23 protein-coding genes are annotated in these 25,154 nt (G+C 51.9%); 15 read left to right on the forward strand and 8 right to left on the reverse strand.

Annotated features, from left to right (window positions below; translation table 11 throughout):
* The first annotated feature begins 322 nt into the window (after positions 1–322).
* The 5 genes from FS806_RS09140 (at position 323) to FS806_RS09160 (ending at position 5,697) form a co-directional block, all read left to right on the forward strand.
* Positions 323–1,360 carry a BMP family lipoprotein gene (locus FS806_RS09140; protein ID WP_144934841.1) on the forward strand — a complete coding sequence of 346 codons (1,038 nt, stop codon included), beginning with the start codon at positions 323–325 and terminating at the stop codon, positions 1,358–1,360.
* 79 nt (positions 1,361–1,439) lie between these two features.
* Positions 1,440–2,936: an ABC transporter ATP-binding protein gene (locus tag FS806_RS09145; RefSeq protein ID WP_144934844.1), complete on the forward strand. Its 1,497-nt coding sequence runs from the start codon at positions 1,440–1,442 to the stop codon at positions 2,934–2,936.
* Positions 2,933–4,000, forward strand: coding sequence for an ABC transporter permease (locus FS806_RS09150; RefSeq protein WP_144934847.1), 1,068 nt, complete (start codon positions 2,933–2,935; stop codon positions 3,998–4,000). Before FS806_RS09145 ends, FS806_RS09150 begins: the two co-directional genes overlap by 4 nt.
* Positions 3,984–4,907, forward strand: coding sequence for an ABC transporter permease (locus tag FS806_RS09155; RefSeq protein ID WP_144934850.1), 924 nt, complete (start codon positions 3,984–3,986; stop codon positions 4,905–4,907). The genes FS806_RS09150 and FS806_RS09155 overlap by 17 nt, the downstream gene beginning before the upstream one ends.
* A gap of 55 nt (positions 4,908–4,962) precedes the next feature.
* On the forward strand, positions 4,963–5,697 hold the full coding sequence (locus tag FS806_RS09160; protein WP_144934965.1) for a nucleoside phosphorylase: 735 nt from the start codon (positions 4,963–4,965) through the stop codon (positions 5,695–5,697).
* Between the two features lie 275 nt (positions 5,698–5,972).
* On the opposite strand, the gene FS806_RS09165 is transcribed toward FS806_RS09160, so the two are convergent.
* From FS806_RS09165 to FS806_RS09175, 3 genes are all read right to left on the reverse strand, one after another.
* A complete protein-coding gene (locus FS806_RS09165) occupies positions 5,973–7,028 on the reverse strand; it encodes a hypothetical protein (protein WP_144934853.1) in 1,056 nt (351 codons plus the stop codon).
* 213 nt (positions 7,029–7,241) lie between these two features.
* Complete coding sequence (locus tag FS806_RS09170) at positions 7,242–7,739, reverse strand: phage tail protein (RefSeq protein WP_144934856.1); 498 nt, start codon at positions 7,737–7,739, stop codon at positions 7,242–7,244.
* 11 nt (positions 7,740–7,750) lie between these two features.
* Positions 7,751–8,224 carry a GNAT family N-acetyltransferase gene (locus FS806_RS09175; protein ID WP_144934859.1) on the reverse strand — a complete coding sequence of 158 codons (474 nt, stop codon included), beginning with the start codon at positions 8,222–8,224 and terminating at the stop codon, positions 7,751–7,753.
* Positions 8,225–8,470: 246 nt separating this feature from the next.
* Here FS806_RS09175 and trhA point away from each other — a divergent pair, with 246 nt between their 5' ends.
* The 3 genes from trhA to FS806_RS09190 all read left to right on the forward strand — a co-directional run bounded on the left by trhA (position 8,471) and on the right by FS806_RS09190 (position 11,503).
* On the forward strand, positions 8,471–9,112 hold the full coding sequence (gene trhA, locus FS806_RS09180) for a PAQR family membrane homeostasis protein TrhA (protein WP_144934861.1): 642 nt from the start codon (positions 8,471–8,473) through the stop codon (positions 9,110–9,112).
* Between the two features lie 567 nt (positions 9,113–9,679).
* Positions 9,680–9,862, forward strand: a complete 183-nt coding sequence (locus tag FS806_RS26985) for a DoxX family protein (protein WP_313960573.1) — start codon at positions 9,680–9,682, stop codon at positions 9,860–9,862.
* 231 nt (positions 9,863–10,093) lie between these two features.
* Positions 10,094–11,503, forward strand: a complete 1,410-nt coding sequence (locus tag FS806_RS09190; RefSeq protein WP_144934864.1) for a DEAD/DEAH box helicase — start codon at positions 10,094–10,096, stop codon at positions 11,501–11,503.
* A gap of 4 nt (positions 11,504–11,507) precedes the next feature.
* Here the strand turns inward: FS806_RS09190 and FS806_RS26110 are convergent, their stop codons facing one another.
* Together FS806_RS26110 and FS806_RS09195 are read right to left on the reverse strand one after the other, a co-directional pair.
* A complete protein-coding gene (locus FS806_RS26110) occupies positions 11,508–11,693 on the reverse strand; it encodes a hypothetical protein (RefSeq protein ID WP_222126624.1) in 186 nt (61 codons plus the stop codon).
* Entirely contained in the window at positions 11,671–13,989 is a 2,319-nt protein-coding gene (locus FS806_RS09195; RefSeq protein ID WP_144934866.1) for an AraC family transcriptional regulator, read from the reverse strand. Before FS806_RS09195 ends, FS806_RS26110 begins: the two co-directional genes overlap by 23 nt.
* Positions 13,990–14,359: 370 nt before the next feature.
* Here FS806_RS09195 and FS806_RS09200 point away from each other — a divergent pair, with 370 nt between their 5' ends.
* The 4 genes from FS806_RS09200 to FS806_RS09215 all read left to right on the forward strand — a co-directional run bounded on the left by FS806_RS09200 (position 14,360) and on the right by FS806_RS09215 (position 19,129).
* The gene (locus tag FS806_RS09200) at positions 14,360–15,913 is read left to right on the forward strand and encodes an extracellular solute-binding protein (protein ID WP_225312791.1); all 1,554 of its coding nucleotides are present in this window, start codon (positions 14,360–14,362) and stop codon (positions 15,911–15,913) included.
* 140 nt (positions 15,914–16,053) lie between these two features.
* Positions 16,054–17,007: an ABC transporter permease gene (locus tag FS806_RS09205; protein WP_144934872.1), complete on the forward strand. Its 954-nt coding sequence runs from the start codon at positions 16,054–16,056 to the stop codon at positions 17,005–17,007.
* Between the two features lie 83 nt (positions 17,008–17,090).
* Complete coding sequence (locus FS806_RS09210) at positions 17,091–17,972, forward strand: carbohydrate ABC transporter permease (protein ID WP_144934874.1); 882 nt, start codon at positions 17,091–17,093, stop codon at positions 17,970–17,972.
* A 41-nt stretch (positions 17,973–18,013) separates the two neighbouring features.
* Positions 18,014–19,129, forward strand: a complete 1,116-nt coding sequence (locus FS806_RS09215) for a glycoside hydrolase family 88/105 protein (RefSeq protein WP_144934877.1) — start codon at positions 18,014–18,016, stop codon at positions 19,127–19,129.
* Between the two features lie 1,150 nt (positions 19,130–20,279).
* Here the strand turns inward: FS806_RS09215 and FS806_RS26115 are convergent.
* Positions 20,280–20,525, reverse strand: coding sequence for a hypothetical protein (locus tag FS806_RS26115; RefSeq protein WP_222126625.1), 246 nt, complete (start codon positions 20,523–20,525; stop codon positions 20,280–20,282).
* On the opposite strand from FS806_RS26115, the gene FS806_RS26120 reads away from it, so the two are divergent.
* Positions 20,524–20,874 (forward strand): hypothetical protein, encoded by a 351-nt coding sequence (locus tag FS806_RS26120; protein ID WP_222126626.1) that lies wholly within the window; start codon positions 20,524–20,526, stop codon positions 20,872–20,874. The genes FS806_RS26115 and FS806_RS26120 overlap by 2 nt on opposite strands.
* 109 nt (positions 20,875–20,983) lie before the next feature.
* Here FS806_RS26120 and FS806_RS09225 read toward each other — a convergent pair whose 3' ends face one another.
* Positions 20,984–21,325 carry a hypothetical protein gene (locus FS806_RS09225; protein ID WP_225312790.1) on the reverse strand — a complete coding sequence of 114 codons (342 nt, stop codon included), beginning with the start codon at positions 21,323–21,325 and terminating at the stop codon, positions 20,984–20,986.
* Between the two features lie 224 nt (positions 21,326–21,549).
* Between FS806_RS09225 and FS806_RS09230 the strand changes: the two genes are divergently transcribed.
* Both FS806_RS09230 and FS806_RS09235 read left to right on the forward strand, forming a co-directional pair.
* Positions 21,550–23,385 carry a cation:proton antiporter family protein gene (locus FS806_RS09230; RefSeq protein WP_144934883.1) on the forward strand — a complete coding sequence of 612 codons (1,836 nt, stop codon included), beginning with the start codon at positions 21,550–21,552 and terminating at the stop codon, positions 23,383–23,385.
* A gap of 358 nt (positions 23,386–23,743) precedes the next feature.
* Complete coding sequence (locus FS806_RS09235) at positions 23,744–24,310, forward strand: DoxX family protein (protein WP_144934886.1); 567 nt, start codon at positions 23,744–23,746, stop codon at positions 24,308–24,310.
* A gap of 96 nt (positions 24,311–24,406) precedes the next feature.
* Here the strand turns inward: FS806_RS09235 and FS806_RS09240 are convergent, their stop codons facing one another.
* Positions 24,407–25,033, reverse strand: a complete 627-nt coding sequence (locus FS806_RS09240) for an FMN-dependent NADH-azoreductase (RefSeq protein ID WP_144934889.1) — start codon at positions 25,031–25,033, stop codon at positions 24,407–24,409.
* Positions 25,034–25,154: the final 121 nt, after the last annotated feature.

The raw sequence follows: 25,154 nt of genomic DNA on the forward strand, positions 1-25,154 counted from the left end.
AGTAAATAGATAGGAATTATGCAGTTTCTTTAAAATATAAAAAAGTATAAGTTTCGCCTTATACTTGTTCTTATATTTCATCGGTAAACGCGCCTGTCCCAAGGACGGCAATAGCCGTTTATCCTTGTGTCACAAGTAGGGCGATCCAACGCCAAGCAGGATACATATGGTTTTGTACGAAGAAATTAAGATTTAATGGGTTAAAATTGTCTCGCCTGAGGTCGGTTTCTTGGGAAATAACGAACATTTTTATATATTAATTGACTATTATTCGTGTTTTGTATACGATGATAGAGGATTAAATAGAGGGGGAGAAACTTAGATGAAGAAAACATTTTTAGTACTGATTACATTGATTCTGTTCCTGGCTGGCTGTGCGGGAGGAGGGAAAGACAATAATAACCCGTCGGGCGGTTCAGCGAACAGCGATGGGGACAAGCCGGCAGACAAGAAGGTTGCCATGGTCCTTCCGGAAAAAATAGGAGTCAATCCGTTTTTTCAATTGATGGAAGAGGGGCTGCAGAAAGCCGGACAAGAGTTCAATGTGAAGGTTAAAACGATAGAATCTGCAGATCTGAATGCATTCGAGCAAAACATGCGTGCAGCCATCGCGGATAAATACGATCTGATTATAACCGCTACTTTCCAGGCGGAGGATGCTTTGAAGAAGCTGGCTGCCGAGAACCCGAATCAGGCGTTTGCGGTTGTCGATACTGTCGTAGATTTGCCGAACGTTCGCAGCGTAGTGTTCCGTGAATATGAATCTTCCTACTTGCTGGGGGCTCTGGTAGGTTTAATTACAGAGAAGAATACGGTAGGAATGGTAGCGGCGGATGACATCCCCATGATCAAGAAGTGGACCGTACCGTTCGAGCAGGGCTTGAAATCTACTAATCCGGATGCCAAATTCCTGGTGAACTACGTTGGAAACTTCAACGATCCTGCCAGGGCCAAAGAATTGGCTTTGCTGCAATTTTCTCAAGGAGCGGACTTCATTGTAGGAGCTGCCGCCGTTGGCGATCTCGGGGTATTCGAGGCGGCGAAGGAGAAGGGCTTCTATACTTCCGGCCAGGATATGGACCATACCGGCAAGGATCCGGAGCATATCATCATGTCGCAAATCAAAGGAACCGATACGGCGACATACGAGACGATTAAAGATTTCGTGAGCGGAGACTTCAAGCTGGGAACGACGGTAGACTACGGATTGAAGGAAAATGGAGTGGGCCTCCCATTCGTTACTCACGAGACCAAGACCGAGCTCAGCCCGTTCATCGGTCAGGAAAATATTGATAAAGTGAAAGCAATTAATGAAGAGATTATTTCCGGCAAGCTGAAAATCGATAATCCGTTGAACTAATCGTCTTTCCGATTGCCCGACCGGCTGCGTACCCGCAGTCGGTCTCCTCATTCTCTGGCGAATGGAGGCAACACATCTGATGCTATTGCAAATGGAGCGAATTACTAAGAAATACGGTAACTTTACAGCTAATAGAGACATTGATTTCTCCCTGCAGCCGGGGGAGGTGCATGCTGTCGTCGGTGAGAACGGGGCGGGTAAGACGACACTGATGCGCATTCTGTACGGGATGGAGAAGCCTGCCTCCGGGACCATCCGGCTTCGCGGCCAAGAGGTGGTGTTTCACAATCCCTTGGAAGCGATTCGCGGCGGGATAGGGATGGTGCATCAGCATTTTATGCTGTTTCCTTCTTTTACCGTAGCGGAAAATATCGTTGCCGGAGGAGAGCCGGGCAGAGGCCCCTGGTTCAACCGCAAGCAGGCCGTCTCCCAGGTTAAGCAGTTAGGGGAGAAGTATGGCATGCCCGTGAATCCCGAGCAGCGCACCGCAGATTGCTCGGTTGGCATGCAGCAGCGCATCGAGATTTTAAAAGTACTGTACCAGGGTGCGGAAATTATTATATTGGATGAACCGACTGCCGTTCTTACACCGCTAGAGGTGAAAGAACTGCTGAAGGCCATTCAGCGGCTGGCGGCTCAAGGCAAGAGCATCATTCTGATCACCCACAAGCTTCATGAGGTGATGGAAGTCGCCGATCGAATAACGGTGCTTCGCAACGGACAGGTAACGGGGGTTCTGAAGGCCGCAGATACGAACATTGAAGAAGTGTCCCGGCTGATGGTCGGCCGCGAGCTGGCTGAGAGGGTCAAGGGCAAGTCGCGGCCGGGTGAGGTTGTTCTCGACGTCAAGGATTTGACCGTGCTCGGGGACGGCAAGCCACTTCTCGATAAGGTCAGCTTTCAGGTAAGAGCCGGGGAAATCGTCGGAATTGCCGGGGTATCCGGCAACGGACAATCCGAGCTGCTTCAAGCGCTAAGCGGACTGCGCCGCGCGGATTCGGGTCAGATCCGGCTGCTCGAAGCGGATGTCCGTCAAGCATCGCCCGGCGAGGTACGGCAAGCCGGGTTGGCGCATATCCCCGAGGACCGGTATATGTGGGGGGCGGCCAGGGAGGCTTCTGTTGTTGAAAATGCGATGATGGGCCATCAGGACCGGCTGCACAAGTCCGGCTGGCTGCATAGACAGAAGATTTCCGCGATGGTTCGCGATTGGGTGGAGCGGTTTTCCATCAAAACTTCCTCGTTGGACGAGAAGGCACAGAATCTGTCCGGCGGTAATTTGCAGAAACTGATCGTGGCGCGGGAGCTGGCGCAGAACACCCCTTTTCTTATAGCGGCGGAGCCTACGCGGGGTGTAGATATCGGGGCCATGGAATTCATCCATGATCAACTGCTTCGCAAACGGGAAGACAGAGGAGCCATCCTGCTTGTTTCCTCGGAATTATCCGAAATTATGACATTGGCAGACCGGATTCTCGTTATGTTCGAGGGCCGTATCGTTGGCGAAGTAAGCGGCGAAGAGGCCGGCGAGGAGCGGATCGGTTTGTTGATGGCGGGGGGAGAAAGAACGTCATGAGCAATTGGCTAAAGAACGCATCATCTCTCCTTCATCCATTGATGGCGCTGGCTGCCGGCTTGGCCGTGGGAGCGGTAGCTATTCTGCTGGTGGGGGAATCCGTCATAAACACCTATGCAGAGATGTGGAAGGGCGCCTTCGGCAGCTTCTATTACTTGACCAATACGCTAGCCCGTGCTATTCCGATTCTGCTGATCGGCGTCGGGCTTTCTCTGGCGTTTCGTGCCGGATTTTTCAATCTGGGGGCCGAGGGCCAGATGGTGCTGGGGGGAATCACCGCAGCGCTCACTGCTCTTTATTTGCCCGGCCCGGGCTGGCTGCGGCTTATTGCCGCTCTGGTTGCGGGAATCCTGGCGGGAGGCGTCTGGGGAGCCATCGCCGGGTGGCTGGATGACCGGTTCAAAATCAACCTGATCATCTCTACACTCCTGATGAATTACATGGCCACTTATTTCGCTTCTTACCTGGTCAGCAGTCCTTTCAAGGATACGACCGGCTCGGCGGCGCTGCCGCAGACACCGATGATCGAGCCTTCGGCCTGGCTGCCCAAGCTGTTTCCCGGGTCGAGTCTCCACGCCGGAATCTTCCTGGCTGTAGCGGCCGCCATCCTGATTCATCTGCTCGTCAAATATTCTGTCTTCGGATATGAGGTCAACATGATCGGGCGTAATCCGTTATTCGCCTCTTACGGCGGTGTCCGCAGAGGTCCGATGATGCTGGCCGGGCTGTTTATCAGCGGCGGCCTGGCTGGGCTCGCGGGCTCCGTGGAAGTGCTGGGCATGCAGTACCGATACCTGGACGGTGCCCTAATTACGCCCAACTATGCCTGGACCGGACTGATGGCTGCTCTGATCGCCGGCTCCAACCCTATCGGTGCGGCACTGGCTTCCTTGCTGCTGGCAGCCCTGCAGACGGGGGCCATGGGTGTGGAGAGAAACACAGAGGTGCCTCTGGAAATTGCCAGCGTCATCCAAGCGGCGATCGTGCTGTTCGTGTCGGCCAAATTCGGACTTGCCTTATTCAAACGGAGAAAGGAGCGGAAAGCCAATGGATCAGCTGTTTGACCTTTCTCTATTGAATTCGATGATCCGCATGGTGACCCCGATTTTGCTCGCCGCTCTGGGAGGCATGCTGTGCGCAAGGGCCGGCCTGTTCAATGTCGGTCTGGAAGGCTTTGTGCTGGTGGGGGCATTCTCGGCCATCGTCGGCAACCATTATCTGGGGAACGTCTGGTTGGCCGTATTATTTGCCGTTGTATGCGTCGTCATGTATTCCTTGTTGTTTGCCTATACCAGCATCCATTTGAAGGCCAACGAAATTGTGGTCGGAATCTCGCTCAATTTTCTCGCTCTTGGTCTAACGACCTTCTGCTTGCGAACTATATTTCATGTAAAAGGCGCTTATCGCGATAACGAGATGATCGGGCTTCCCAAATGGGACATTCCCATCATCAGCGACATACCTGTAGTCGGGAACATTGTTGGAGGCCATTCTCCGCTCGTGTTCTTGACGTTCCTCTTCGTTATCCTGCTGCATCTGTTCTTCCGGAAGACGGTGTCCGGCTTCAGACTGCTTGCGGTGGGAGAGAACCCGGTCGCTGCCCGGAGCATGGGGATGAGCGTACCGCGTTATCAGTATTCCGCAGTCATTATGTGCGGAGTGCTGTGCGGTCTCGCCGGAGCGCAGCTGTCGCTCGGCCAATTGACGATGTTCGCCGAAGGAATGACCGCAGGACGCGGATTTATCGCACTCGTGGCGATGATGCTGGGCCAGTCCCATCCGCTAGGGGTCATGCTGGCCAGTCTCTTCTTCGGATTGATGGATGCTTTAAGCATTCGCCTGCAAGGATTTTCGCTGCCGACGCAGTTTACATCCATGATCCCTTACGTAGTTACTTTCGCGGCTCTCTTCTTCTTCAAGGGGAAGAAGGGGCTCGGCGATGCCGGGAAGTCAAGCGGAAGCTCCCGATAGCGGAGGAAGGACGGCAACCGCCGAACGGCTATATCTATTTGAGGAGGAACGATCTATGTATCTGCCTATTTTGCAAATTCATTCGGAGGACATGCCTCCTTATGCCATCGTATGCGGTGATCCGCGCCGGGCCAAGGCGATAGCGGATAAGCTTCAGAATGCCAAGGAATTGGCTTTCGCCCGAGAATATCGCACCTTCGTCGGGGAATATAATGGCATCCGGCTGGCCGTCGTCAGCCACGGAGTCGGTTCACCCGGAGCCGCAGTCTGCTTCGAAGAGCTTATCCGCGCAGGGGTTAAGACCTTGATCCGCGTCGGAACATGCGGCTCATATCATGCGGATATTCCTGCGGGAAGTCTGGTCATCAGCTCTGCTGCTGCGAGAGAAGAGGGATTGACCAAGCAGCTTGTGCCTTCCGGGTTCCCGGCGGTGGCGGACCCTGGGATCATTGCGGCGCTGGAGGCGGCCGCGGCGGAGGTCCCGGGGAGCGGCGTAGTGCGCACGGGCATTACGGTTTGCTATGACGCTTTCTTCACCGGGGTGGAGGAGCTGCCGCATCGGAAGTACAAGCAAGCGGGCATCCTCGCCGTGGAGATGGAGATCGCGGCATTATATGTGGTTTCCTCTCTGCGTGGAGCGCGGGCCGGCGCCATCCTGGCGGTGGACGGCTTCGCTGACGAAGATTTGTCGGAAGTGTACGATCCCCATACCGATGCCGTGGCGCAAGCGGTAGAACGGGAAATCGGTATTGCGCTGGAAGCCGTTGTCCGTTTGGCCCAGAGCGAATGAGCCAAGCCCATCTGTGGAAGCAAGCCGGATTAAGCCGACCCAGCAGAGCGGGTAAGAGGCAAGGTAAGGGCAGGCTATAAAATGAAGCGAAGCTTGGCCTGATATTCCAATAGAAAAAGACATGATCTATATTGAACGGTTAGCAACGCGCGCGGAAAACCGCGCGCGTTGCGGCGTTGTGTACGGAGCTCCAGCGTCTGCGCGGAGGAAGAAGCAGGCATTGGAGCCGCTCTTCCTTGGCCGGACCGGTCTTAACTATCGTTCTCCTCAAGGATCTAAAGGACAAAAAACAGGTTCTCAGGAGTGGGGGCGACCGTTTGCAAAAGCTGCCCATTCTGCCCCGGTTGTGATGCAACCTCGGGCTGTCCCGCAATGGGAGTTCCTCCGCCGTTGCCGCCGTTGCCGCCGTTGCCGCCACTGGCGCCCCCGCCGCCGCCAACGGTGATTATGCCGGTAACCCCGGGCGAGTTAGTCCCTCCCATGCCGCCATTCAGTTGGATCGTTCCTGTCACAATGGGCGGACTTGAGGAAATAAGGTGGACAATCCCTCCGCCTCCGCCTCCACCGCCGCCTTCACCATCTCCGCCGTTGCCATTCCAGCCATCGGCTCCATTTCCACCGCTCACGCTTAGCGTTCCTTCAACGGTGATACCCCCTTTGGCCAAGATTACAATTACACCGCCTGCTCCTCCGCCGCTTCCAACAATGCCTCTTCCGGGAATTTGCGGATTCGTTCCGTCGCTGCCGTTGGCTGTAATAACGGCTCCGCCGGCAATAAGAACTTGGCCTTTGGCCAGCAGAATCAAGCCGCCTCCGCCTTCTCCGCCGCTCCCCTGAAGCACCCGGCTTCCTGCACCGCCGGCAGCGGCCTCGGGAATTACCTGAGCAGCCTGCAGGGAAGCAAGCCCGATTCCGCCGTTATACGGTCCTGCGTCCGCAACCGATATGCCGAAGTTCGGGGTTCCGTTGCCTGAGTCCGCGGCCCCCGTAAGGACTTGAACCGTACCGGTAACCATAATATCTCCCGTCGACAGCAGCGTGATGCCGCTAGGAAGAATGAGAGTCCCGGCAATTTCAATTCTGGAAAATTGCAGGTTCAATCCTGCGGGCAGCGCAGCAAGCCCGCCGGGGGTGCTCAGGTCCAGCACTTGTCCGCTGGCGACAAGAAGCTCTCCGGCAGAGCCGTCCCCGTAAATGGCCAGCGCACCGTCAGCTCCTTGCGGCCCGGGCGCACCTATTGGTCCCTGTGGCCCTGGAAAGCCTTGAGGCCCCCGAAGACCTCGGCGCCCTCGTAAACCCCGCAGCCCCCGGAGTTTTCTAAGCCTGATCATTTTCAGCTTAAGAGGCTGGCATCTTAATTTCTTTGTCCTTGCTTTAACGGGACATCTTCCTCGAGGTGCGGCTTTCCTTCGGCAAACCAGGTTCTTTTTGCAGCACAACATATGACCATAACCTCCTCCCGCTATTTGACTCAGTGTATGCGCCGAAAGCAGACAAGAAGTGGTCACGTGACTATGAAGCAGCCTATTTACACCGATTTATGATCAGGGCCGGGGCGGGAATATTCCCTGCAAGGAAATACAGTAATTAAGCACAAGAAAAGGCTGCATATTATTGTGCGGCTGATTGCCGCCAACCGCAGCTATCGCGCTCGGACTCATCGGCGAGTTCCCGGATTGGTTATAAGTGAGGCTATCGGCCAATGCCCATGTGCTGTTGGCAGGAAGAACGGTATTAGCGGCCTCCGAGCTTCCAACCGCTTGGTGGGTATGGCTTGGCATTTCAGCAATAGTAAGAGTATGCAGCTCTTCTCCTCCGGCCTGGCCAATTTCATCCGTTGTTCTTCGATGGATGGCCACTCTGCGTCTCAAATCGGGCAGTGCAAAATGGGTGGTCCCATTACCGCCATACATGAATCCCAGCAGGGAAAACAAGGGCTGGTTTTGGTTGATCGGCAGCAACTGACCGTCACAGAATGCCCATCCTACGGGTGCATAGTTAAAAGCAAACAATCGAATTTCGCCTAAAAATGGATCAGCCATCTAAGTTCCTCCTATTCTTGTTGATTTCCATACCATTCCATAACGGCGTAAAGTTCCTTACTCCCTACCGGATAAAAACCTAAGCGTTCGTACAAAGAGACGGCGGGATTGGAACGGATGACTTGTAGCCGAACAGGCTTCCCGTGCGTTTCGGCTCTCTTCTGCAGCTCTTTCAAGAAAGCGGTACCGATCCCGGCATTTCGGTACTCCGGCAGAAGGGAAATATCGATCAGTCGTATCTCTTGAGGTGATTCGTTCAAGATGATTCTCCCTATCCTTACGCCTTGCTTGTAGAGAATGCTGTATTGGGCCCAAGGATACTGAAGCCTATAGGACCGCTGCTGCAGATCAAACTGCATGCGCAAGAACCCGTCCCGTTCCTCGTCCCCCCAGCCCCAGGCAGTTACTTCTTCAAGACGTGTACTGCGGTACACTTCGTAGAGAAATGCTTCGTCTTCCGTCGTGGCATCAACTAACGTCACCATTGACCAGCAACAATCCTTCCCCTGAGATTTGGTATAGTCTATGCGAGCCTATCCATGTGAGGCACAGGATGTCATACGGTGCGGGACAAAAATATCTGACCTTTTATCGTTCTTAAGTAATAGATAAAAATCGTGCTGGGAAGAATAGGAACATCGGATTTTTGCCCATGGAGGCGAGTCAGGAAGAAATGGTGCATTAATTGCGCTATAATAGAAAGAAAGTCGCAAGCAAAGGCAGGTGGTATTATGGCAAATACCCATGTATACACGAGGCGGGAGGAGATCGCTAACGCCGCTATTCACGGCTTCGGGGCTGTGCTCAGCGTGGCTGCTCTCGTTCTGCTGATTGTATTCGCCAGTTTACAAGGAACCGCGCTGCATGTCGTAAGCTTCGTTGTTTACGGAGTGACCATGCTGCTGCTTTACCTGAGCTCAACGCTCGTCCACAGCTTCCCGGAGGGGAAGGTTAAAGATCTGTTCGAAATCTTCGACCATTCGGCCATTTACTTGTTTATCGCCGGCACCTATACCCCGATACTGCTTCATGTCGTGCAGGGAACGCTGGGTTGGGTCTTGTTCGGAGTGATATGGGGCATCGCAGCTTTGGGAGTGCTGTTCAAGTCCTTCTTTACGAAGCAATTTTTGTTTACCTCCACGATTCTCTATATCGCCATGGGATGGCTGATTGTGTTCGCCTGGCAGCCTCTCGTTGCCAATTTAAGCGGAACGGGATTGACTCTGCTCGTTGTCGGAGGTGTATTCTATACCGCGGGGACGGTTTTCTACGTTTGGCGGAGCTTCCCTTACCACCATGCGATTTGGCATCTATTCGTACTCGCAGGCTCCATCTTCCACTTCTTCGCGATCCTGCTGCATGTTCTTCCCTAGTACATAAGGCGCTAACCGGTTTCCGATTCCATCCGGTTCGGATTACGGCAGCGCCTTATTTTAAGTTTCACCTATGCCTGTTCTTATATTTCATCGGTAACCGCGCCTGCCCAAAGGACGGCGATATCCGTTTATCCTTGATGGAGAAGCTGGCCGCTGTAAGTCATTCCCGTTTATTCCTCCGATTCCAGAGCATGCACCAGTCGGGGCCAATGGATTTGGAACGGCCGGTTTGATTGTAACGGAACCTAGAGACCTTAACTGCTCCAAAAAGGCCTTTCGCTACCGTTTAACGGACTCAGATGACCTTATTCCGAAGAAATACACGTGAAATTAGTAAGATTCTATGAAATAAGCGCATTTGTTTCCGTTAATTTAAAAAAACAGCTTATTTAGACGAAATAGGGTCTCTCATGTCCGTTACATTTTCAATGATCCTGTGCAAAACCATGGGGCCTTATCGCTAGAACAGTCACTCTATAGTTCGTCTTTTCTATCATTAATCGATAGCCAAATATATTGAGGTTATTCTATAGATTCTATCAAATGGAGGGGACGGGAAGAAATATGGTTATTATTATAGTTCAAGTGATTCTAATCGTTATGTTCGGGATATCGGTTACGATGAAGCTGCTGCGCACACGATCCATGGTTCAGCATTGGAAGGAATATCGTTATCCCATGTGGTTCATGAATGTCGTTGCTTTGTTGGAGTTAGCCGGTGTCATTGGACTCCTGGCGGCTTTCTAGGTTCCGGTCCTCCTGAAAGCTTCCGCTGATCTCCTGATCATTCTTATGCTGGGGGCTATTCACGCTCACCTGGTCAGGGCCAAACATAGGCCCATTATGGCATTGAATGCTTGTGCCATGCTAATATTATCTATTGTAATTATTGTACTGGAGGGTTCCGCCGGAATGTAAAATAATGGAACAACACCGTTCGGCAAACAAATTCGTAACTACAGAAAAGAGGGCTGTTTTTTGTCCAAATTTGAGCAATTGGGAATAGGCGCCGAATGGTGCGCAATATTACGGGCTAATGGAATCGGTCAGCCGACCCCGATTCAGGAGCGGGCCATCCCCGTCCTGCTGTCCGGGAGAGATGTGATCGCAAGGGCCCAGACGGGTACGGGCAAAACGCTTGCCTTCCTGCTCCCCATTCTTCAGCGGTTAAATCCGGAAGCGGAAGGCGTTCAAGCGTTAATCATGACACCGACACGGGAGCTGGCTCTGCAGATAACGAGCGAGGTCAACAAGCTGCTGGTCCATCAGGATCGTTCATCCGTCCTCTGCGTATACGGCGGGCAGGATGTGGAGCGCCAGCTTAGGAAGCTGCAGGGTAATATTTCGATCATCGTTGCCACTCCGGGCAGACTTCTCGATCATCTGCGGAGAGGAACCGTTCAGTTGTCCTCTGTGTCCATGTTCGTTCTGGACGAAGCGGACCAGATGCTGCATATCGGGTTTCTGAACGAGGTGGAGGATATTATCCGGCAGCTTCCCGCCCACCGGCAGACGATGCTCTTCTCCGCGACGATGCCGGAATCCGTACGGAGGCTGGCCAGCCGCTATATGCGCGAGCCTGTATCGGTGCAGGTAGAGGATCGGCAGATTACGGTGAAAGAAATTCGGCAGTCCGTGGTCGAAACGACGGATCGGGGCAAGCTGGCTGCGCTTCGTCAGCTGATCGATCAATACCGGCCTTACCTGGCCATCGTATTCTGCCGGACCAAGCGAAGGGTCAGCAAGCTGAATGCGGAGCTGCAGCAATACGGGTATGCGACGGACGAGCTTCACGGGGATCTGTCCCAGGCCAAACGGGAGCAAGTCATGGAACGGTTCCGCGAGGCCAAGCTCCAACTGTTAATCGCTACGGATGTCGCTGCAAGGGGACTCGATGTTGAAGGAGTCACACACGTATTCAACTATGACATACCTCCCGATACGGAAAGCTACATTCACCGGATAGGACGGACCGGCAGGGCCGGCGGGCAGGGAGTGGCCGTAACGCTGGTGACTCCCAAGGATCGGGCGGCTTTGTTGGCTATAGAACGGGGAGTACGGATGCCGATCCGCAGGACATCACTGGACGCTGCGGAAAGGCAGGAGGGTCGGAATGCTGGCCGGAGCGATAGGAAACCGCAGGCCGGTGGCCAAGAGGACCGGGCGCGGCCGGTAAGCAAGGGACGCTTGCGAAGCGGGCGTCAACGAACGGAGGCTAACCCGGGCGCGGGCGGAGCGAAAGCAGCCCGGTCTGACGGGCATCCCGGGAAGCGGGCCAAGGCCGATACCGGCTTAAGCCGCAGCCGGAAGCCGGGCTCTTCACGCACCGAGGCAAGGGGCGGCGCAGGTGGCCGTCCGCGTACCGCAGGCAAGAGGGGACGCCGCTAGAGCTTCAGGCGGCGCCCTCTGACAGGAGCGGTCCATCCACGGCCCGTTCCACATCGCTGGCTAGTGGGACAACTCCAGGAGCGGCCCGCCGCATTCCGCTCCCGTAGCAGTGAGCCGCCTGACGATGACGGGCTCCAGAAGCTTCGGCAGCAGAGAGGCGGCCGTTATTACCCTTTGGCCGCCTGTCCATACTGGCTCCGGTACTGTCCGGGAGTCATGCCCGTCTGCTTGCGGAAGAACCGGATAAAATTTTGCGGATTGTTATATCTGAGCTTCTGGGCGATGTCTTTAATCGGCATGTCGGTTCCGGTCAACCATTCCTTGGCCATATGGAACCGGTGCATCGATAAATAATCGCTGAAGGACATGTTCGTTTCCTTCTTGAACACGCTGCTTAAATAGAAGGCGTTATAGTGCAGGCGGGACGCGCATTCCTCCAGGGTGAGATCCTTGTCATAATCCTTATGAATCATATCGATAATCTGCTCGGACAGATTGTGATATTGAGAATCCCTGCGGTCCCCGAACACCTGGATCAGGGGGCGAATGACGCTCGACAGAAACCAGGCCTCAATTTCCGCGCTGACATAGAGCTGGAGCAGCTCATGGTGCAAAGATCGGCCCTCGGGAACGAATTGCGGCAGCCGGATTCCAGCCTCCTGCACGACGATCAGCAGATCGTTCAACAACCGGAGCAGCGAAATCTGGTATTCATGCGGCGAACGGTCCCGATGGAACACCTCGTTCAACCATTCCCTCAACAGCTCCGAGGCTTTCTCCTCATCCGCCAGTTTAATCGAATCGATCAGCTCGTTCTCAATCTGCCGGGGATACGAGTAGATCAGCGTATGTTTCCCCTGGTTAATGTTGGAATACGGGATAATGACCCCTTTGCCCAGCTTCATTCGATGCTTCAGAGCTTCCAAGCCTTCTCTATATGCCCTGGGCGCCTTGGACAGCAGCTTGAACGGAAGGCTCGTTCCAATGCTTACCTCCAGATCCAGGAAAGTATTGATTTTCTGCTGAATCGATTCCGTCATATCGTAAATATAGTTGTTAAACAGATCCAGATCGTTTATCTCGCTGCCAATGAGTGTTACTTGCGTCTGATCTACGATAACCGGCGCCAGTCTGTTCTCGGGCGGAACGATTTCCTCCACTATGTTATTGGCTGCGAACAACAGCAGATCCAGATCCTTCGCTTCATAACGGGTCTGCTCCCACAGATCGATCTGCAGAGTGAGAACGATCATATAATCCCATTCCTTGGCGCAGGCGGAGTAGCCGTACAGGTTCATTTTATCCTCCAGCTCCGCCCGGCTCAGATGCCCTTGATATAATTTATTGAGGAAAAGGGAGCGCATCTGCAGCAAGCTTTGCGACAGCTCATGCTTCAAATTGGAATTGGACTGAAATAAATCCTCGATATGATCATTGATCATTTGCAGCTCGTCCTTCTTCTTGACGGCCATTTCAGGCAGCCGTTCCGATATCGCTTTTATGATACCGCGAATCGGTGTATACATTTTGCGGCTGCCGAGCCAGACGAAGCAGACGGATGCAGCGATAATAGCCAGACAGACGTAGAACGTAAACCAGCCGATCGCCTTGGCCTCCTTCGTAATCTGCTGGATTTCGGTGAAAGAAACATAGATCCAGCCGTTGAAATCCGACTGTACGTAGGTTACCGTAAATTCTCCGCTGCCTGCAGCGGTCTTGAATTGCCCCACCTTGTTATCAAAAAAGTCCAGATCCTCGGGCTCAATCTGTTGGGTGGCGAGAACCGATTGCCCGATCATGGAATGATCCGGATGGATCAGAATGCGGTAGTCACTGTCCAGGATCATCATTTCCCGGGAACCGGAATTGTCTGATAGAATAGGGGACAAGCTGCAGCTCGGAATGTTGGCTATAGCCAGTCCCCGCTTATCCGAACTGAGATTGGGCAGCTTCTTAATAAGTGTAATAATTTGCCGGCAGTTATAGGATTCGGTGTCGGAAGACCCCAGTCCCTTGTTATCGAGCAGGACCCAATTCGAATTATATGGCAGGGACATGAAGTCAAGCAGCGTCTTCTGTTCCGGATACTCCTGCAGCTTGTACAGTCCCTGGTTGTTAATCACCCACTGATCGGCTGTGTTAACCAGAAGGATATCGGTGACCTTCGTATCGAAGGACTGCAGATGGCTGAGCTCCTTCCTCAGGCTATTGTATAGTTGAAAGTCGTAGAACGTAATAGGGCGGTAAAGCGCCTCCTGAACTAGAGTCGAGTTGATGACGTGATTCAGCGATTGATCCAATGTTTTAAGAATTTGCTCCATATTGCCGTTCATTTGCTTCATAAGCTGAATGTTGCTCTCGTTAACCTGCTGTTGAATGGAGTCGGCAGATTTGATGTATGAGAAGAAGCCGAGGAACAGAACGGGAATAATACATAACGCGCAGCCGAAAATAACCATTTTTGTATATAAGCTGTATTTGCTCAATGAAATCTTCTCCTGCCGTTCAAGTAGTATCCTCATTCTAGGTGAAAACGCAAACATTGGGCAATAATCATTTTTGAGAAAATAATCATTGGATTAGATTTCGATAATCCGGACTCGGTTCCTGAATAATCAGCAGATCATTTCCCCGGAACCTGTCCATTCGCTCCGGTGTAAAAGCCAATCTTATCGTATGAAGCCCCGATTGCCCCTTCTATCCGGCCTCTTCCCATACTCCCCCTTATGGCCCCTCCACTCAACGATTAACAGATAGGATCTTATTCGGGGATTATGTACGTAATTGCCGGTTTTCGTTATGGTTAGGAAAGCAAGGCTCCATCGTAAAAATTTATGTACAAGGAGGTCACATGAATTGGGAAAGAAAGCAGCAGTCTGGAAATATGGAAACGGTTTAATCGCTGCGGCTGCAGCCGTATCTTTGTTGGCGGGCTGCGGTGCCGGAGGAGGGCAGCAAGCGGGGGATAAGGAACCTGCGCAGCAGCAGGGTAGTGCCCCGAAAGGCCCCGTTAAGATCAGTATGATGGCGAATCTGCATACCCCTGAGGTCCCGTCCGACCTGATTGAAAAAATGGTAGAAGAGAAGACCAATACAGAACTGGACATTCAGTGGGTGCCGGACGGCAGCTATGAAGAGAAGCTGAACGCTTCCTTCGCCACCGGTACGCTGCCCCAAGCCGTATATATGAAGAATCAGAGCACTTTGATTCTGTTCAAGGACGCGATTCGGGACGGACAATTCTGGGAGATCGGTCCGCTGCTCAAGGATTATCCGAATCTGAGCAAATTGAATCCGGCCGTCCTGCACAATACTTCGGTAGATGGCAAAATCTATGCGCTCTACCAGGAGAGGCCTCTATCGCGGCAAGGGATCATCTATCGGAAGGATTGGGCGGATAAGCTGGGTCTGAGCGAGCCTAAGAACACCGACGAGCTGTACCAAATGCTGAAGAGCTTCACCGAAGGCGATCCTAACGGAAGCGGGAAGAAGGATACGATCGGACTGACAGACCGCAGTGATTTGATCTACGGTGCCTTCAAGACGGTCAGCTCTTACTTCGGAACGCCGAATAACTGGGGCGAAGAGGACGGGAAGCTCATTCCGGAGTTTATGCATCCCGGGTATATGGAGACGATGAAATTTTTCAAGAAGCTTCATCAGGAAGGGCTGATTAATCAGGATTTCCCTGTTACGAGCAAGACGGATCAGCAGAATCTGTTTATTACCGGTGTGGCCGGAATGTACATCGGAGCTATGGGAGATGTCGTCAGTCTGCATCAGAAAATGGTAGACATCAATCCCGACATTGAGCTGGAGGTGCATAACCGGGTGGAAGGACCGGACGGGAAGTTAGGCGTCTGGGCCATCCCCGGCTACGGATCGGCTGTCCTGTTCCCGAAATCTTCCGTGAAGACAGAGGAGGATTTAAGGAATATCCTGGACTTTTATGACAAGCTGATGGCCCCGGAGCTGACCAACCTGATTTATTACGGGGTGGAGGGCACGCACTATAACGTAGTGGAAGGGAAGGCGTCCGTCGTGGACGACACCAAGCTGACCGACCGCGAAGTGAAGCCGTATCAGGCAATCATGATCGGCGGCCCGAGCACGATTGACATGCTGGAGGGCTACTTCAAGCTGCCGGTCAAGGCGAAAGCGGAAGAGCTGACCGTCGATAACGAAAACTTCCTGATTCACGATCCGGCCGCTCCTCTCGATTCACCGACCTATACCGAGAGGGGGGTCCGTCTGCAGGAAATCATCAAGGATGCCACTTATAACTTCATCCTGGGCAAATTGGATGAGGCCGGTTTCCAGGGCGAGGTGGACCGATGGCTCAAGGAAGGCGGCAATCAGATTATAGAAGAGTTTAATGCATCTTATCAGATGGCCAAAAGCAACGGGTGATTTCTCCAAGAGGGGAGGATCGGCCCGATAGGCCAAAAACAAACATATGAATGGAATTTTAATTGAATGAGTTCTAAACAGGCTGTTGGAGAATTCGACAGCCTGTCCATCTTCTGGTTACGGGAAAGGAAGAATCGGTCATGAGCGAAGCAGCGGTGCAGAACGTCAAGACATCGAAGCCGGCGGCCAAGTCGGGCCTCATGAGGAGAATAGTCAAAAACCGTGCGATCTACCTGATGATTTTGCCGGGTTTAATCTATTTCGTTATTTTTAAATATATTCCCATGGGCGGATTGGTCATTGCTTTCCAGGACTACAAGCCCTACCTTGGGATGACCGGCAGTCCGTGGGTCGGTTTCAAGCATTTTGAACGGCTGTTTGCCGAGCCGATGTTTTTTACCATTTTGAAAAATACGCTGGTCTTGTTTTTATTGAACCTGCTGATTTATTTTCCGGTACCGATTCTGCTGGCACTGATGCTCAATGAAGTCCGGCTCAATGCCTATAAGCGGTTCGTCCAGACATTGATTTATATTCCCCATTTCATGTCGTGGGTCATCATTGTAGCTATTACCTTCGTTATGCTGTCGGTGGACCGGGGAATTATTAACGAAATCTTCGCCATGCTCGGCTATGAGAAAATCAATTTTCTTATGAGCAGCGGCTGGTTCAGGCCTCTTTATATTTTGCAGGTCATATGGCGTGAGGCCGGCTGGGGGACCATCATCTATTTGGCAGCCATGGCTGCTATCGATCCCCAATTATATGAGGCGGCCCGAATGGACGGAGCCAACCGTTTTCGGCAAATTTGGCATATTACCCTGCCTTCGATCCGCAGCGTCATCGTCGTCCTGCTGATTCTCAAGATCGGGGATGTGCTGGAGCTCGGATTCGAGCATGTCTATCTGCTCCTGAATTCGATGAACCGGGAGGTTGCGGAAATTTTCGATACGTTCGTATATACGGCCGGTTTAAAGCAGGGGCAGTACAGCTTCAGCACGGCGGTAGGCTTCTTCAAATCGTTCGTCGGATTGATCTTGGTCGTCCTGGCGAATTGGCTGGCCAAAAAAGTAGGTGAGGAAGGAATTTTCTGAAGATTCGAAAGGATGGGGCTGTCGTTTAAGTCGAGACGAAGCCGCATTTCCTTGATTCTAAAGCATATGGAGGATTGGACATCATGCTTCAAGACAAATCGTGGGCCAGCCGGCTGTTCGATGCCGTCAACTACACGCTTCTGTTTATCATTGCGATGATTACGGTCATCCCTTTCTTGCATGTCATCGCCGGTTCATTCACTACGGTGCAGGAGCTGGCGCAGAAACGCTTCGTGCTGTTTCCGACCGTATTCTCGCTTGATGCTTACCGCTACATCTTCTCGACGAACGTGCTAGTCAAGGCTTTGGGAGTATCTGTCGGCGTCACCTTGTTCGGGACGCTGTTCAGCATGTTCCTGACATCCCTGATGGCCTACGGACTGGCCAGACGGAATCTGGACGGGCGCAATCTGATCATGTTCCTGGTCGTCTTCACGATGCTGTTTAACGGCGGGATGATTCCCACTTTCCTGATTGTCAAAGGAATGGGGCTGATCGATTCCTATTTGGCCCTGATCATACCGAGTGCCATCAACGCGTTTAACCTGATCATCATGCGGAATTTCTTCCAGAACCTGCCGGATGGTCTGGAGGAATCCGCGAGGATAGACGGCTGCAGCGACTGGGGGATTCTGTTCCGCATCGTGATTCCCTTGTCCATGCCGGCTATCGCGACCATTTCGCTGTTCTACGCGGTCACTTATTGGAACACCTACATGACGGCGATTCTCTACCTGAATGATGCCGCGAAATGGCCTGTACAAATCATTCTGCGGCAAATCGTCATTCTCGCCAGCGGAATATCCGCGGATACATCCGGCTTCGATGACGGCTTCATCGCCCCTCCGGAGCAAACGGTCAAGATGGCCGTAATCGTCGTCGCCACCCTGCCGGTGCTTCTCGTTTATCCGTTTCTGCAGAAGCATTTTGCCAAGGGGGCGCTGTTGGGATCGATTAAAGGCTAGAACGTGCATCTAAGCAGACAATAGAGGAGTGTAGTTTTACTATGAACAAGCTTGATCCAAACGTAACGCGTACGGATTATTCTCCCATTCAGTGGGCCGGGGCGGCCTGTGACGCCTTGATGGCGGCTTATCGCCCGGAACGGCTTCCTCCGGAGAATCGCTGGCATTACCACCAGGGTGTGTTCCTGTACGGAATGCTCCAGGTGTGGCGGCAAACCGGAGAGGAAATCTATTTGACCTATCCTAAGGAATATGTGGATCGACTGATCGATGAGGAAGGCAATTTCTACTTCGCGAGAGATGAATTGGACGCCATCATGCCGGGCTTGCTGCTCTTCACGCTGGATGAGCGGTACGGCGAAGCCAGATACCGGATAGCCGCCGACAAGCTCAGGCAATTGTTCACGACGCTCAACCGGACCTCCGAAGGAGGGATCTGGCACAAGGATAAGTATCCTTACCAGATGTGGCTGGACGGGCTCTATATGGGCGGCGTGTTTGCGTTAAAATATGCCGCGCAATACGGGGATGATACGCTAATCGATTTGACGCTTCATCAGGAGAAGCTGATGCGTAAGTATATGAAAGATGAAAGGAGCGGGCTGCTGTACCATGCCTGGGACGAGAAGAGAAGCTTTCCCTGGGCCGACCCCGTAACCGGATGTTCTCCGGAGTTCTGGAGCCGGTCTCTGGGCTGGTACGGGATGGCGCTGGCCGACTTCCTGGATCTCGTTCCCGCGTCCCATCCGGGGCGTGCAGAGCTTGAAGCGGCTTTAAGCTCCTTCGTAAGCGCCATAACCCGATATCAGGACCGGGAAAGCGGGCTCTGGTTCCAGGTGGTGGACAAAGGGCAGCTTCCCGATAATTGGCTGGAGACGTCAGGCACCAGTCTGTTCGTCTACACGATCGCCAAAGCGATCAAGCACGGCTGCGCAGGCAGAGAGCAGCTGCAGTCGGCATGGGCCGGCTACGAAGGGCTGCTGAGCAGGCTGCGGTTTAATGATCAGGGTCATGTGATCATTCCCGATATTTGCATAGGAACCTCCGCAGGCGACTATGCCAACTATGTGACCCGTCCGGTACAGGACAATGACCTGCACGGGGTCGGCGCGTTTATTCTGGCTTGTACGGAGATGGAGAGTCTGGATAGGCCTTGAAAAGCCCTGAAAAGCCTTGAAAAGCCTTGAAAAGCCTTGAAAAGCCTTGAAAAGCCCAAGGTGGCAGGATGGTACAGGACGGAAGCCGCCTTTCTTGCGAAACATAGCAACGTTATTGGGGGGAGATGAAGCTCCCCTTACCAACGGAACATCGAAATCGCTGTTCAGCCCCATGGCCGTTCCATTTCTAACGAAACATAGAAACGCTATTTGCCCAGAAGGAGCTCTCCTTTCCAACGAGAACATCGAAATCGCTGTTCAGCCCCATGGCCGTTCCATTTCTAACGAAACATAGAAGCGCTATTTGCCCCAAAAGAGCTTTCCCCGTTTTCTAACGAAACTACCGATCGCTATTCATCAAAATAGAGGGTTATGGGGCAGTCTTTCACCCTAATAACGATTTCGAGTTTCGTTAAATTTTTGAAAAGTATCGTTTTTGACGGAATAGCGGTCCATAAGAGGCTGTCGATTCATTGTTGGAAAGGCGTTTAACAGGATGTTGCACTTAGTGAAAAATCCAACAGTGAAAACGTAACGGATCTGAAAGACCCTATTTCGTCAAAATAAGCCGTTATTTTAGACTAACGGACCTAGACGCCCTTATTTCATTGAAATCCTCATACTTTCGCCTGCATTCTTTGGAATAAGGTCATCCGATTCCGTTAAAATGACCGAAAGGCCCTTTTGGAGCGAATAAGGTCTCTGGGGTCCGTTAAAACCAAACCGTGCAGGATTTTCGCATGATCTTTGGTTGAACAGCATTAATCGACAGTCTCCATAAGTTCGTTAGCGAGCCTGAATCCGGCTAATCCTTTCTGCGTCGTGCTTGGCAAATGTAAGCCTTGGGTCGGGGGCTTCCCCACACAAATGGCCAGGGAGAATACAGCGAGTGTTAGTGGGAATTTACCCACTAGCCTCGCTTTTTTTCTTTCGTGGTTTGTTGGCTAAGCCTCTCAATCGGTTTGAAACTAATTTTAAGATACTCCGCCCGGATGTTAAGAAAAAAATGGATGTCCAGGGGTAGCGGAAGAGGCTGTAGAATGTTATGTTTCATAAGAGGAGCCCGAATCCATTTTTTAGCGTAACAAGGCTTACGATGATCCGGAACTGTCTCTTATACGGGCTGAAAATGAAACCTAAGATTTATACCTTATATTAACAGGGAGAAGGTGTGGGTTATTCTACTATTATTAATCATAAGCCTCTTTTTGATCGCCTGCCTGGTTACCGGCTTGCCTGTGCTATTAATCTGGATATCGAAAAATGCCATTTTGCGCTGGACCGGGTTTCTTATATTGCTGGCGATAGGGTATGCCGGGTTCTCCATTATGTCCCGTATGACCTTGTCCACATCGAGCCGATTATCGAACGGGAATCCGGCCCTTCTTTTTCTCATGCTTCTTTTCGTTCCCTTACTGACACTGGCTGTTGTCGTTGCTTATCATAGCTATCGCTTTCTTCAAACTCGACATAGGCTGCCAATGACCTGCGGCTTTATCATCTTATTGCTGGTTTCGATAGCCTTCTTATGGTTGAGGCTTCGCGCCCGTGGAATTCATTACGTAAATGATCATCTGGGCGGATTACCTTCCAATCCCGCATCCGTTATCTTTAACAAAGGATGGTTTAATGAATATACCTACAACTTGTTTTTTAACGGCTATTCCTATATTCTTTGTATTTGCATTTTCCTGTTGGCCGGTTGTTTAATGGCGGTATCGCGGGTACTGAAGTCGACAACTTAATGTTAGTGAGAAGCCCGGTAAAAGCGAAAATCCATAACCGACTAACCGGTGGAACCTATATTGCTTTAGGATTACTTACTGCCCTTGCCAAGCCGCAAAAATGATATGATTAAGCCTCGTCGACCCCTTCGAGCTCGGGCAACCCCGCCTTTCGCCGCTGCTCGATGATATACTGAACGTACCATTCGGGATTTTCGGTGTTTCGCCGGATGGAACGGATGGTGCGCAGCCAATCCTCGTTCCAGCTCATTCCGTTGGACAACTTATGCCCCCGTTTCTCCATTGCAATAGTCTGGTCATAAGCAAAAGCCGCATCCGCCCGCATTCGCGGTGTATCCAGCAGGATAATTTTCCCCTGGGCATCTCTCTTGTAATCGAACTCCTTATAAGCGCTGCTCTTGAGTATGCGATTCGTGCCAAGACAGCCAAGATCCCGGCAGCCGCAAGCCATACCCACAATCCTCCGCCCATCATTCGCACCTCCAATAAGGAAATGGATGTACCGCATTTACGGTCTAAGCACTTCTATTTTATTTTATATTTTACCGGAGATGTGGAAAAAAGTTTTTTAGTTTTTTTTTGATTATTCCGCTTCTTTAAGGTTGATGGTATAGTAAGCTTTTGGGTAAATTAGGATAAAGCTTCAATTTTATTTTATTACGGGAGTCGTAGTCTATGGAGAATTCAACCTCGCTCACATCTTTAATGATCGTTGTGGCCATCGCTTTTCTCGTTCCCATCCTGCTGCATCAGTTGAAGCTGCGGGCGCTGCCCGTTGTGGTTGCGGAGATTGTGGCGGGCCTTGTCATCGGCAAAAGCGGATTCGATCTCGTAACCGAGGATCAATGGCTCAGTTTGTTGTCGCTGTTAGGTTTTATCTATTTAATGTTTCTTAGCGGAGTCGAAATCGATTTCTCTTCTTTTCGCAAGACGGGAGGCCGCGGCAAGGAGCCCAATCCGCTGGTCATCTCCATTCTGATCTTTGTTCTTATTCTACTGCTGTCTTACGGCTTGTCTTACGGACTTATGCTGCTGGGCTTTGTTACGGAGCCTTATTTGATGACGCTCATTATCGCTACAATTTCTCTTGGTGTTGTCATGCCGGTGCTGAAGGAGAAGAAAATGATGGATACGGGTCTGGGCCAAACGGTTCTGCTCGTGACGGTCATTTCCGACTTCGTGACGATGATCCTGCTTGCCGTTTATTTGAGCGCACTGGCTCACGATGTGACGAAAATGCTGCTTCTGCTTCTGTTCTTCCTGCTTGTCTTCGTATTTTATTTCTTCTTCCGGCGGTTCACGAACAAAGGCTGGTTTGCCATATTGGGCAAAGGAACGGTTCAGTTGGGCACACGCGCTGTGTTTGCGCTGATTTTGCTGTTCGTGGTCATGTCCGAAACGCTGGGTGTAGAAAATATTCTGGGCGCCTTCCTGGCAGGAGTCATCGTTTCGCTGCTGATGCCCAACCGGGAGTTTGCCCACCAGTTGGACACATTCGGGTACGGCTTTCTGATTCCGATCTTCTTCGTAATGGTCGGAGTTAATCTGGACCTGTGGTCCTTATTCGCGGATCCGAGTATTCTCCTGCTCATTCCGCTTCTGATCTTTGCCATCTTTATTTCCAAAATGATCCCGTCCCTGCTGCTGAACATTTGGTATCCGTGGCGCAAAGTACTCGGTTCGGGGCTGCTGATGTCATCCACTCTCAGCCTGGTCATCGCCGCTTCGACGATCGCGCTCGAGATGGGAATCATTGACGAGCATCTCCATGGGGCCCTTATTCTCGAAGCCATCCTGACCTGTCTGCTATTCCCCGTCCTGTTCAATAAAGTGTATCCCAACGAAGCAGATAAGCGGACACGGGTCTCCATTGTCGGAATTAATCACGTAACGATGCCGGTAACCCGGGATTTGATCAAGGAAGGCTATGATATCCGTCTATATACCTCGCAGACCGGCTCGGAGGAAGAACGGAGTAATTGGAACCCGGAAACGGCCGGACAGAGCTTGAAGGTGGAGGAAGTGACCCTGGATAGCCGGGAGCTGGAGGAACGGGGAGTGTATGACACCGATATCATCGTATTCGGAAGCATGGATGATGACGCGAATATCCGCTTGGCGGAGCATGCCGGCAGTCTGGGGCTGGAACGGATTATTGTCAGGGTAGAGGATCCGGAGAAGCAGGAGATGGCGCAGCGCCAGGGAATGGCGGTCTTCTCCACTCTGTATGCCTCGCGAATTTTGCTGAAGGCGCTGATTGAGCATCCGAGCGCGGTGAAGCTGATCACCCAGCAGGATGATTCCTTGCAGGAAATCCGCATGAATAATCCGGCTTACCATAATTCCTTCCTGCGGGACTTGTCTTTCCTCAAGCGGGTGCTGGTCTTAAGAATTTACCGGGGCGAATCGTTCATTATTCCTCATGGCAATACGCAGATTCAAGTCGGGGACAGGCTCCTGGCCAGCGGCGAAGCCGAGCAGATGCACATGGTTAAGAGGCATCTGGAGTAGGTTTACACTGCTTATAACGAAGCAATTTTCATGGAAGCCCGATAATTTGTGAAAGATGCTCATAAATTTCTCAAATTTCAGGATCATTCTGCCGATAATCCTTTAGTAATATAAAAAAGGTTGAAGTAGGTCTGATGTCCTAAAGCCTTGGATAGAAGGGGGCAAGTATTCGGATGAAGTGAGAAACTGTTTCGTTTATAATCCTCCGTTGAACCGTCTGTCTTGCAGCGCCGCATGACAGGGCGCCCGGAAGGCAATTCACAGGCGGGGAAGAGGGGGATATTCTGCATGCGTGCTGGTATGCAGATGGCGCGCCAGAAGCGCATGAGTTCAGAATTTAGTCAGGAGGAGAAGGAGAATGAGTCAACCCGGTAAAGAATTAAGTCCAATCAGAGTGGGGAATGAAATTGTTATCCCGGATAACCCCGTCTCTCACTTTTTGTTCAGCAGTACAAGATCAGCGATAATTTGGCTGGTCATTCGCTTGTATCTCGGATATCAATGGATTAAAGCCGGATGGGGCAAGGTGACCAGCGAGGTCTGGACGGGGCAGAAAGCCGGTACGGCAATCGAGGGCTTTGTCCGAGGGGCGTTGGCCAAGGCGGAGGAAGGAAAAGACGTAACCGGATGGTATGCTTCCTTCCTGCAGGATTTTGTGCTGCCGAATGCGAAAGTATTCTCCTTTATGGTAGCTTATGGAGAGGTGCTTGTAGGCTTGGGACTTATTGTCGGATTGCTGACCGGAATTGCCGCCTTTTTCGGCGGGCTGATGAACGCCGCCTTCTTGTTTGCCGGTACGGTCAGCACCAATCCGTTGTTTTTTATACTGGCGACCTGGCTGGTGCTGGCATGGAAAGTGGCCGGCTGGTACGGAGTGGACCGTTGGGCGCTGCAGTATCTGGGCACCCCTTGGCACCGTAAGTAACACTAGGGTTGTCGGTCAGAATCATCATCAACGTACATAGAAAAACCCGGAGTGCACCGCTGAACGGTCCTCCGGGTTTTTGCTCCTGTTGTTGGTCTAGAACGATTGAGCCGCTTGAGCGGACTGTTCAATCCCCTTCTGAATAAGGTCGGCCGCTTTGTCCGGGAACTGATTATGCCCTTCGACGATAACTGTAGTGAAGTCTGTAAACCCGAACTGCTGCAGGTTCATTGTTACGAAATTGACGGCCATTTCGTGTGCGGCGGCAGGTCCTTCAGAATAGATTCCGCCTCTGGCGTTCAGAATTGCGGCTTTCCGGCCAGTGACCAAGCCTACAGGCCCTTCCGGCGTGTAACGGAACGTCTGTCCTGCCTGGTTTAAGTAATCGATATAGGTATGCAGAGGGGCGGGAACCGTCTTGTTCCACAACGGGAAAGCGAAGACGACCTTGTCGGCCCGCAGGAACTGGTCCAAATACTTCTGCACCAAATCGGCTGCCTTCTTCTCTTCCGGGCTCAACTCCATGCCGCTTCTCGATTTAAACATCGCATTGATCATTGTGGCATCGTAATAAGGCAGGTTCTCCGCGAACAAATCCAGTTCGATGATTTCATCTTCAGGATGAGATTGACGATAGGATTGCAGGAAGGAATCATAAAGCTTAACGCTGACTGCTTGCTCAGCCGGCCGGTTATTGGCTTTAACGAATAATACGGTAGACATCTTGGTGAAATCCTCCTTGTAAGTATAAGAAATAGAATAAGAAACTGTATTGGTTACAATTAGGGTGGCAGGTGTTCCGCTAACACTCAACTATCCGTCACCGAATTGGTTACGAATCGGG

Source organism: Paenibacillus sp. 32O-W (assembly GCF_007679495.1).
In the GTDB taxonomy this organism is placed as follows: domain Bacteria; phylum Bacillota; class Bacilli; order Paenibacillales; family NBRC-103111; genus Paenibacillus_L; species Paenibacillus_L residui.

Excerpts from the sequence above, each read along its gene's own strand:
- FS806_RS09140 (WP_144934841.1), top strand. The coding sequence starts at position 323 with ATGAAGAAAACATTTTTAGTACTGATTACATTGATTCTGTTCCTGGCT.
- FS806_RS09145 (WP_144934844.1), top strand. The coding sequence starts at position 1,440 with ATGCTATTGCAAATGGAGCGAATTACTAAGAAATACGGTAACTTTACA.
- FS806_RS09150 (WP_144934847.1), top strand. The coding sequence starts at position 2,933 with ATGAGCAATTGGCTAAAGAACGCATCATCTCTCCTTCATCCATTGATG.
- FS806_RS09155 (WP_144934850.1), top strand. The coding sequence starts at position 3,984 with ATGGATCAGCTGTTTGACCTTTCTCTATTGAATTCGATGATCCGCATG.
- FS806_RS09160 (WP_144934965.1), top strand. The coding sequence starts at position 4,963 with ATGTATCTGCCTATTTTGCAAATTCATTCGGAGGACATGCCTCCTTAT.
- FS806_RS09165 (WP_144934853.1), bottom strand. The coding sequence starts at position 7,028 with ATGATCAGGCTTAGAAAACTCCGGGGGCTGCGGGGTTTACGAGGGCGC.
- FS806_RS09170 (WP_144934856.1), bottom strand. The coding sequence starts at position 7,739 with ATGGCTGATCCATTTTTAGGCGAAATTCGATTGTTTGCTTTTAACTAT.
- FS806_RS09175 (WP_144934859.1), bottom strand. The coding sequence starts at position 8,224 with ATGGTGACGTTAGTTGATGCCACGACGGAAGACGAAGCATTTCTCTAC.
- trhA (WP_144934861.1), top strand. The coding sequence starts at position 8,471 with ATGGCAAATACCCATGTATACACGAGGCGGGAGGAGATCGCTAACGCC.
- FS806_RS26985 (WP_313960573.1), top strand. The coding sequence starts at position 9,680 with ATGGTTATTATTATAGTTCAAGTGATTCTAATCGTTATGTTCGGGATA.
- FS806_RS26110 (WP_222126624.1), bottom strand. The coding sequence starts at position 11,693 with ATGGACAGGCGGCCAAAGGGTAATAACGGCCGCCTCTCTGCTGCCGAA.
- FS806_RS09205 (WP_144934872.1), top strand. The coding sequence starts at position 16,054 with ATGAGCGAAGCAGCGGTGCAGAACGTCAAGACATCGAAGCCGGCGGCC.
- FS806_RS09210 (WP_144934874.1), top strand. The coding sequence starts at position 17,091 with ATGCTTCAAGACAAATCGTGGGCCAGCCGGCTGTTCGATGCCGTCAAC.
- FS806_RS09215 (WP_144934877.1), top strand. The coding sequence starts at position 18,014 with ATGAACAAGCTTGATCCAAACGTAACGCGTACGGATTATTCTCCCATT.
- FS806_RS26120 (WP_222126626.1), top strand. The coding sequence starts at position 20,524 with ATGCTTCTTTTCGTTCCCTTACTGACACTGGCTGTTGTCGTTGCTTAT.
- FS806_RS26115 (WP_222126625.1), bottom strand. The coding sequence starts at position 20,525 with ATGAGAAAAAGAAGGGCCGGATTCCCGTTCGATAATCGGCTCGATGTG.
- FS806_RS09225 (WP_225312790.1), bottom strand. The coding sequence starts at position 21,325 with ATGGCTTGCGGCTGCCGGGATCTTGGCTGTCTTGGCACGAATCGCATA.
- FS806_RS09230 (WP_144934883.1), top strand. The coding sequence starts at position 21,550 with ATGGAGAATTCAACCTCGCTCACATCTTTAATGATCGTTGTGGCCATC.
- FS806_RS09235 (WP_144934886.1), top strand. The coding sequence starts at position 23,744 with ATGAGTCAACCCGGTAAAGAATTAAGTCCAATCAGAGTGGGGAATGAA.
- FS806_RS09240 (WP_144934889.1), bottom strand. The coding sequence starts at position 25,033 with ATGTCTACCGTATTATTCGTTAAAGCCAATAACCGGCCGGCTGAGCAA.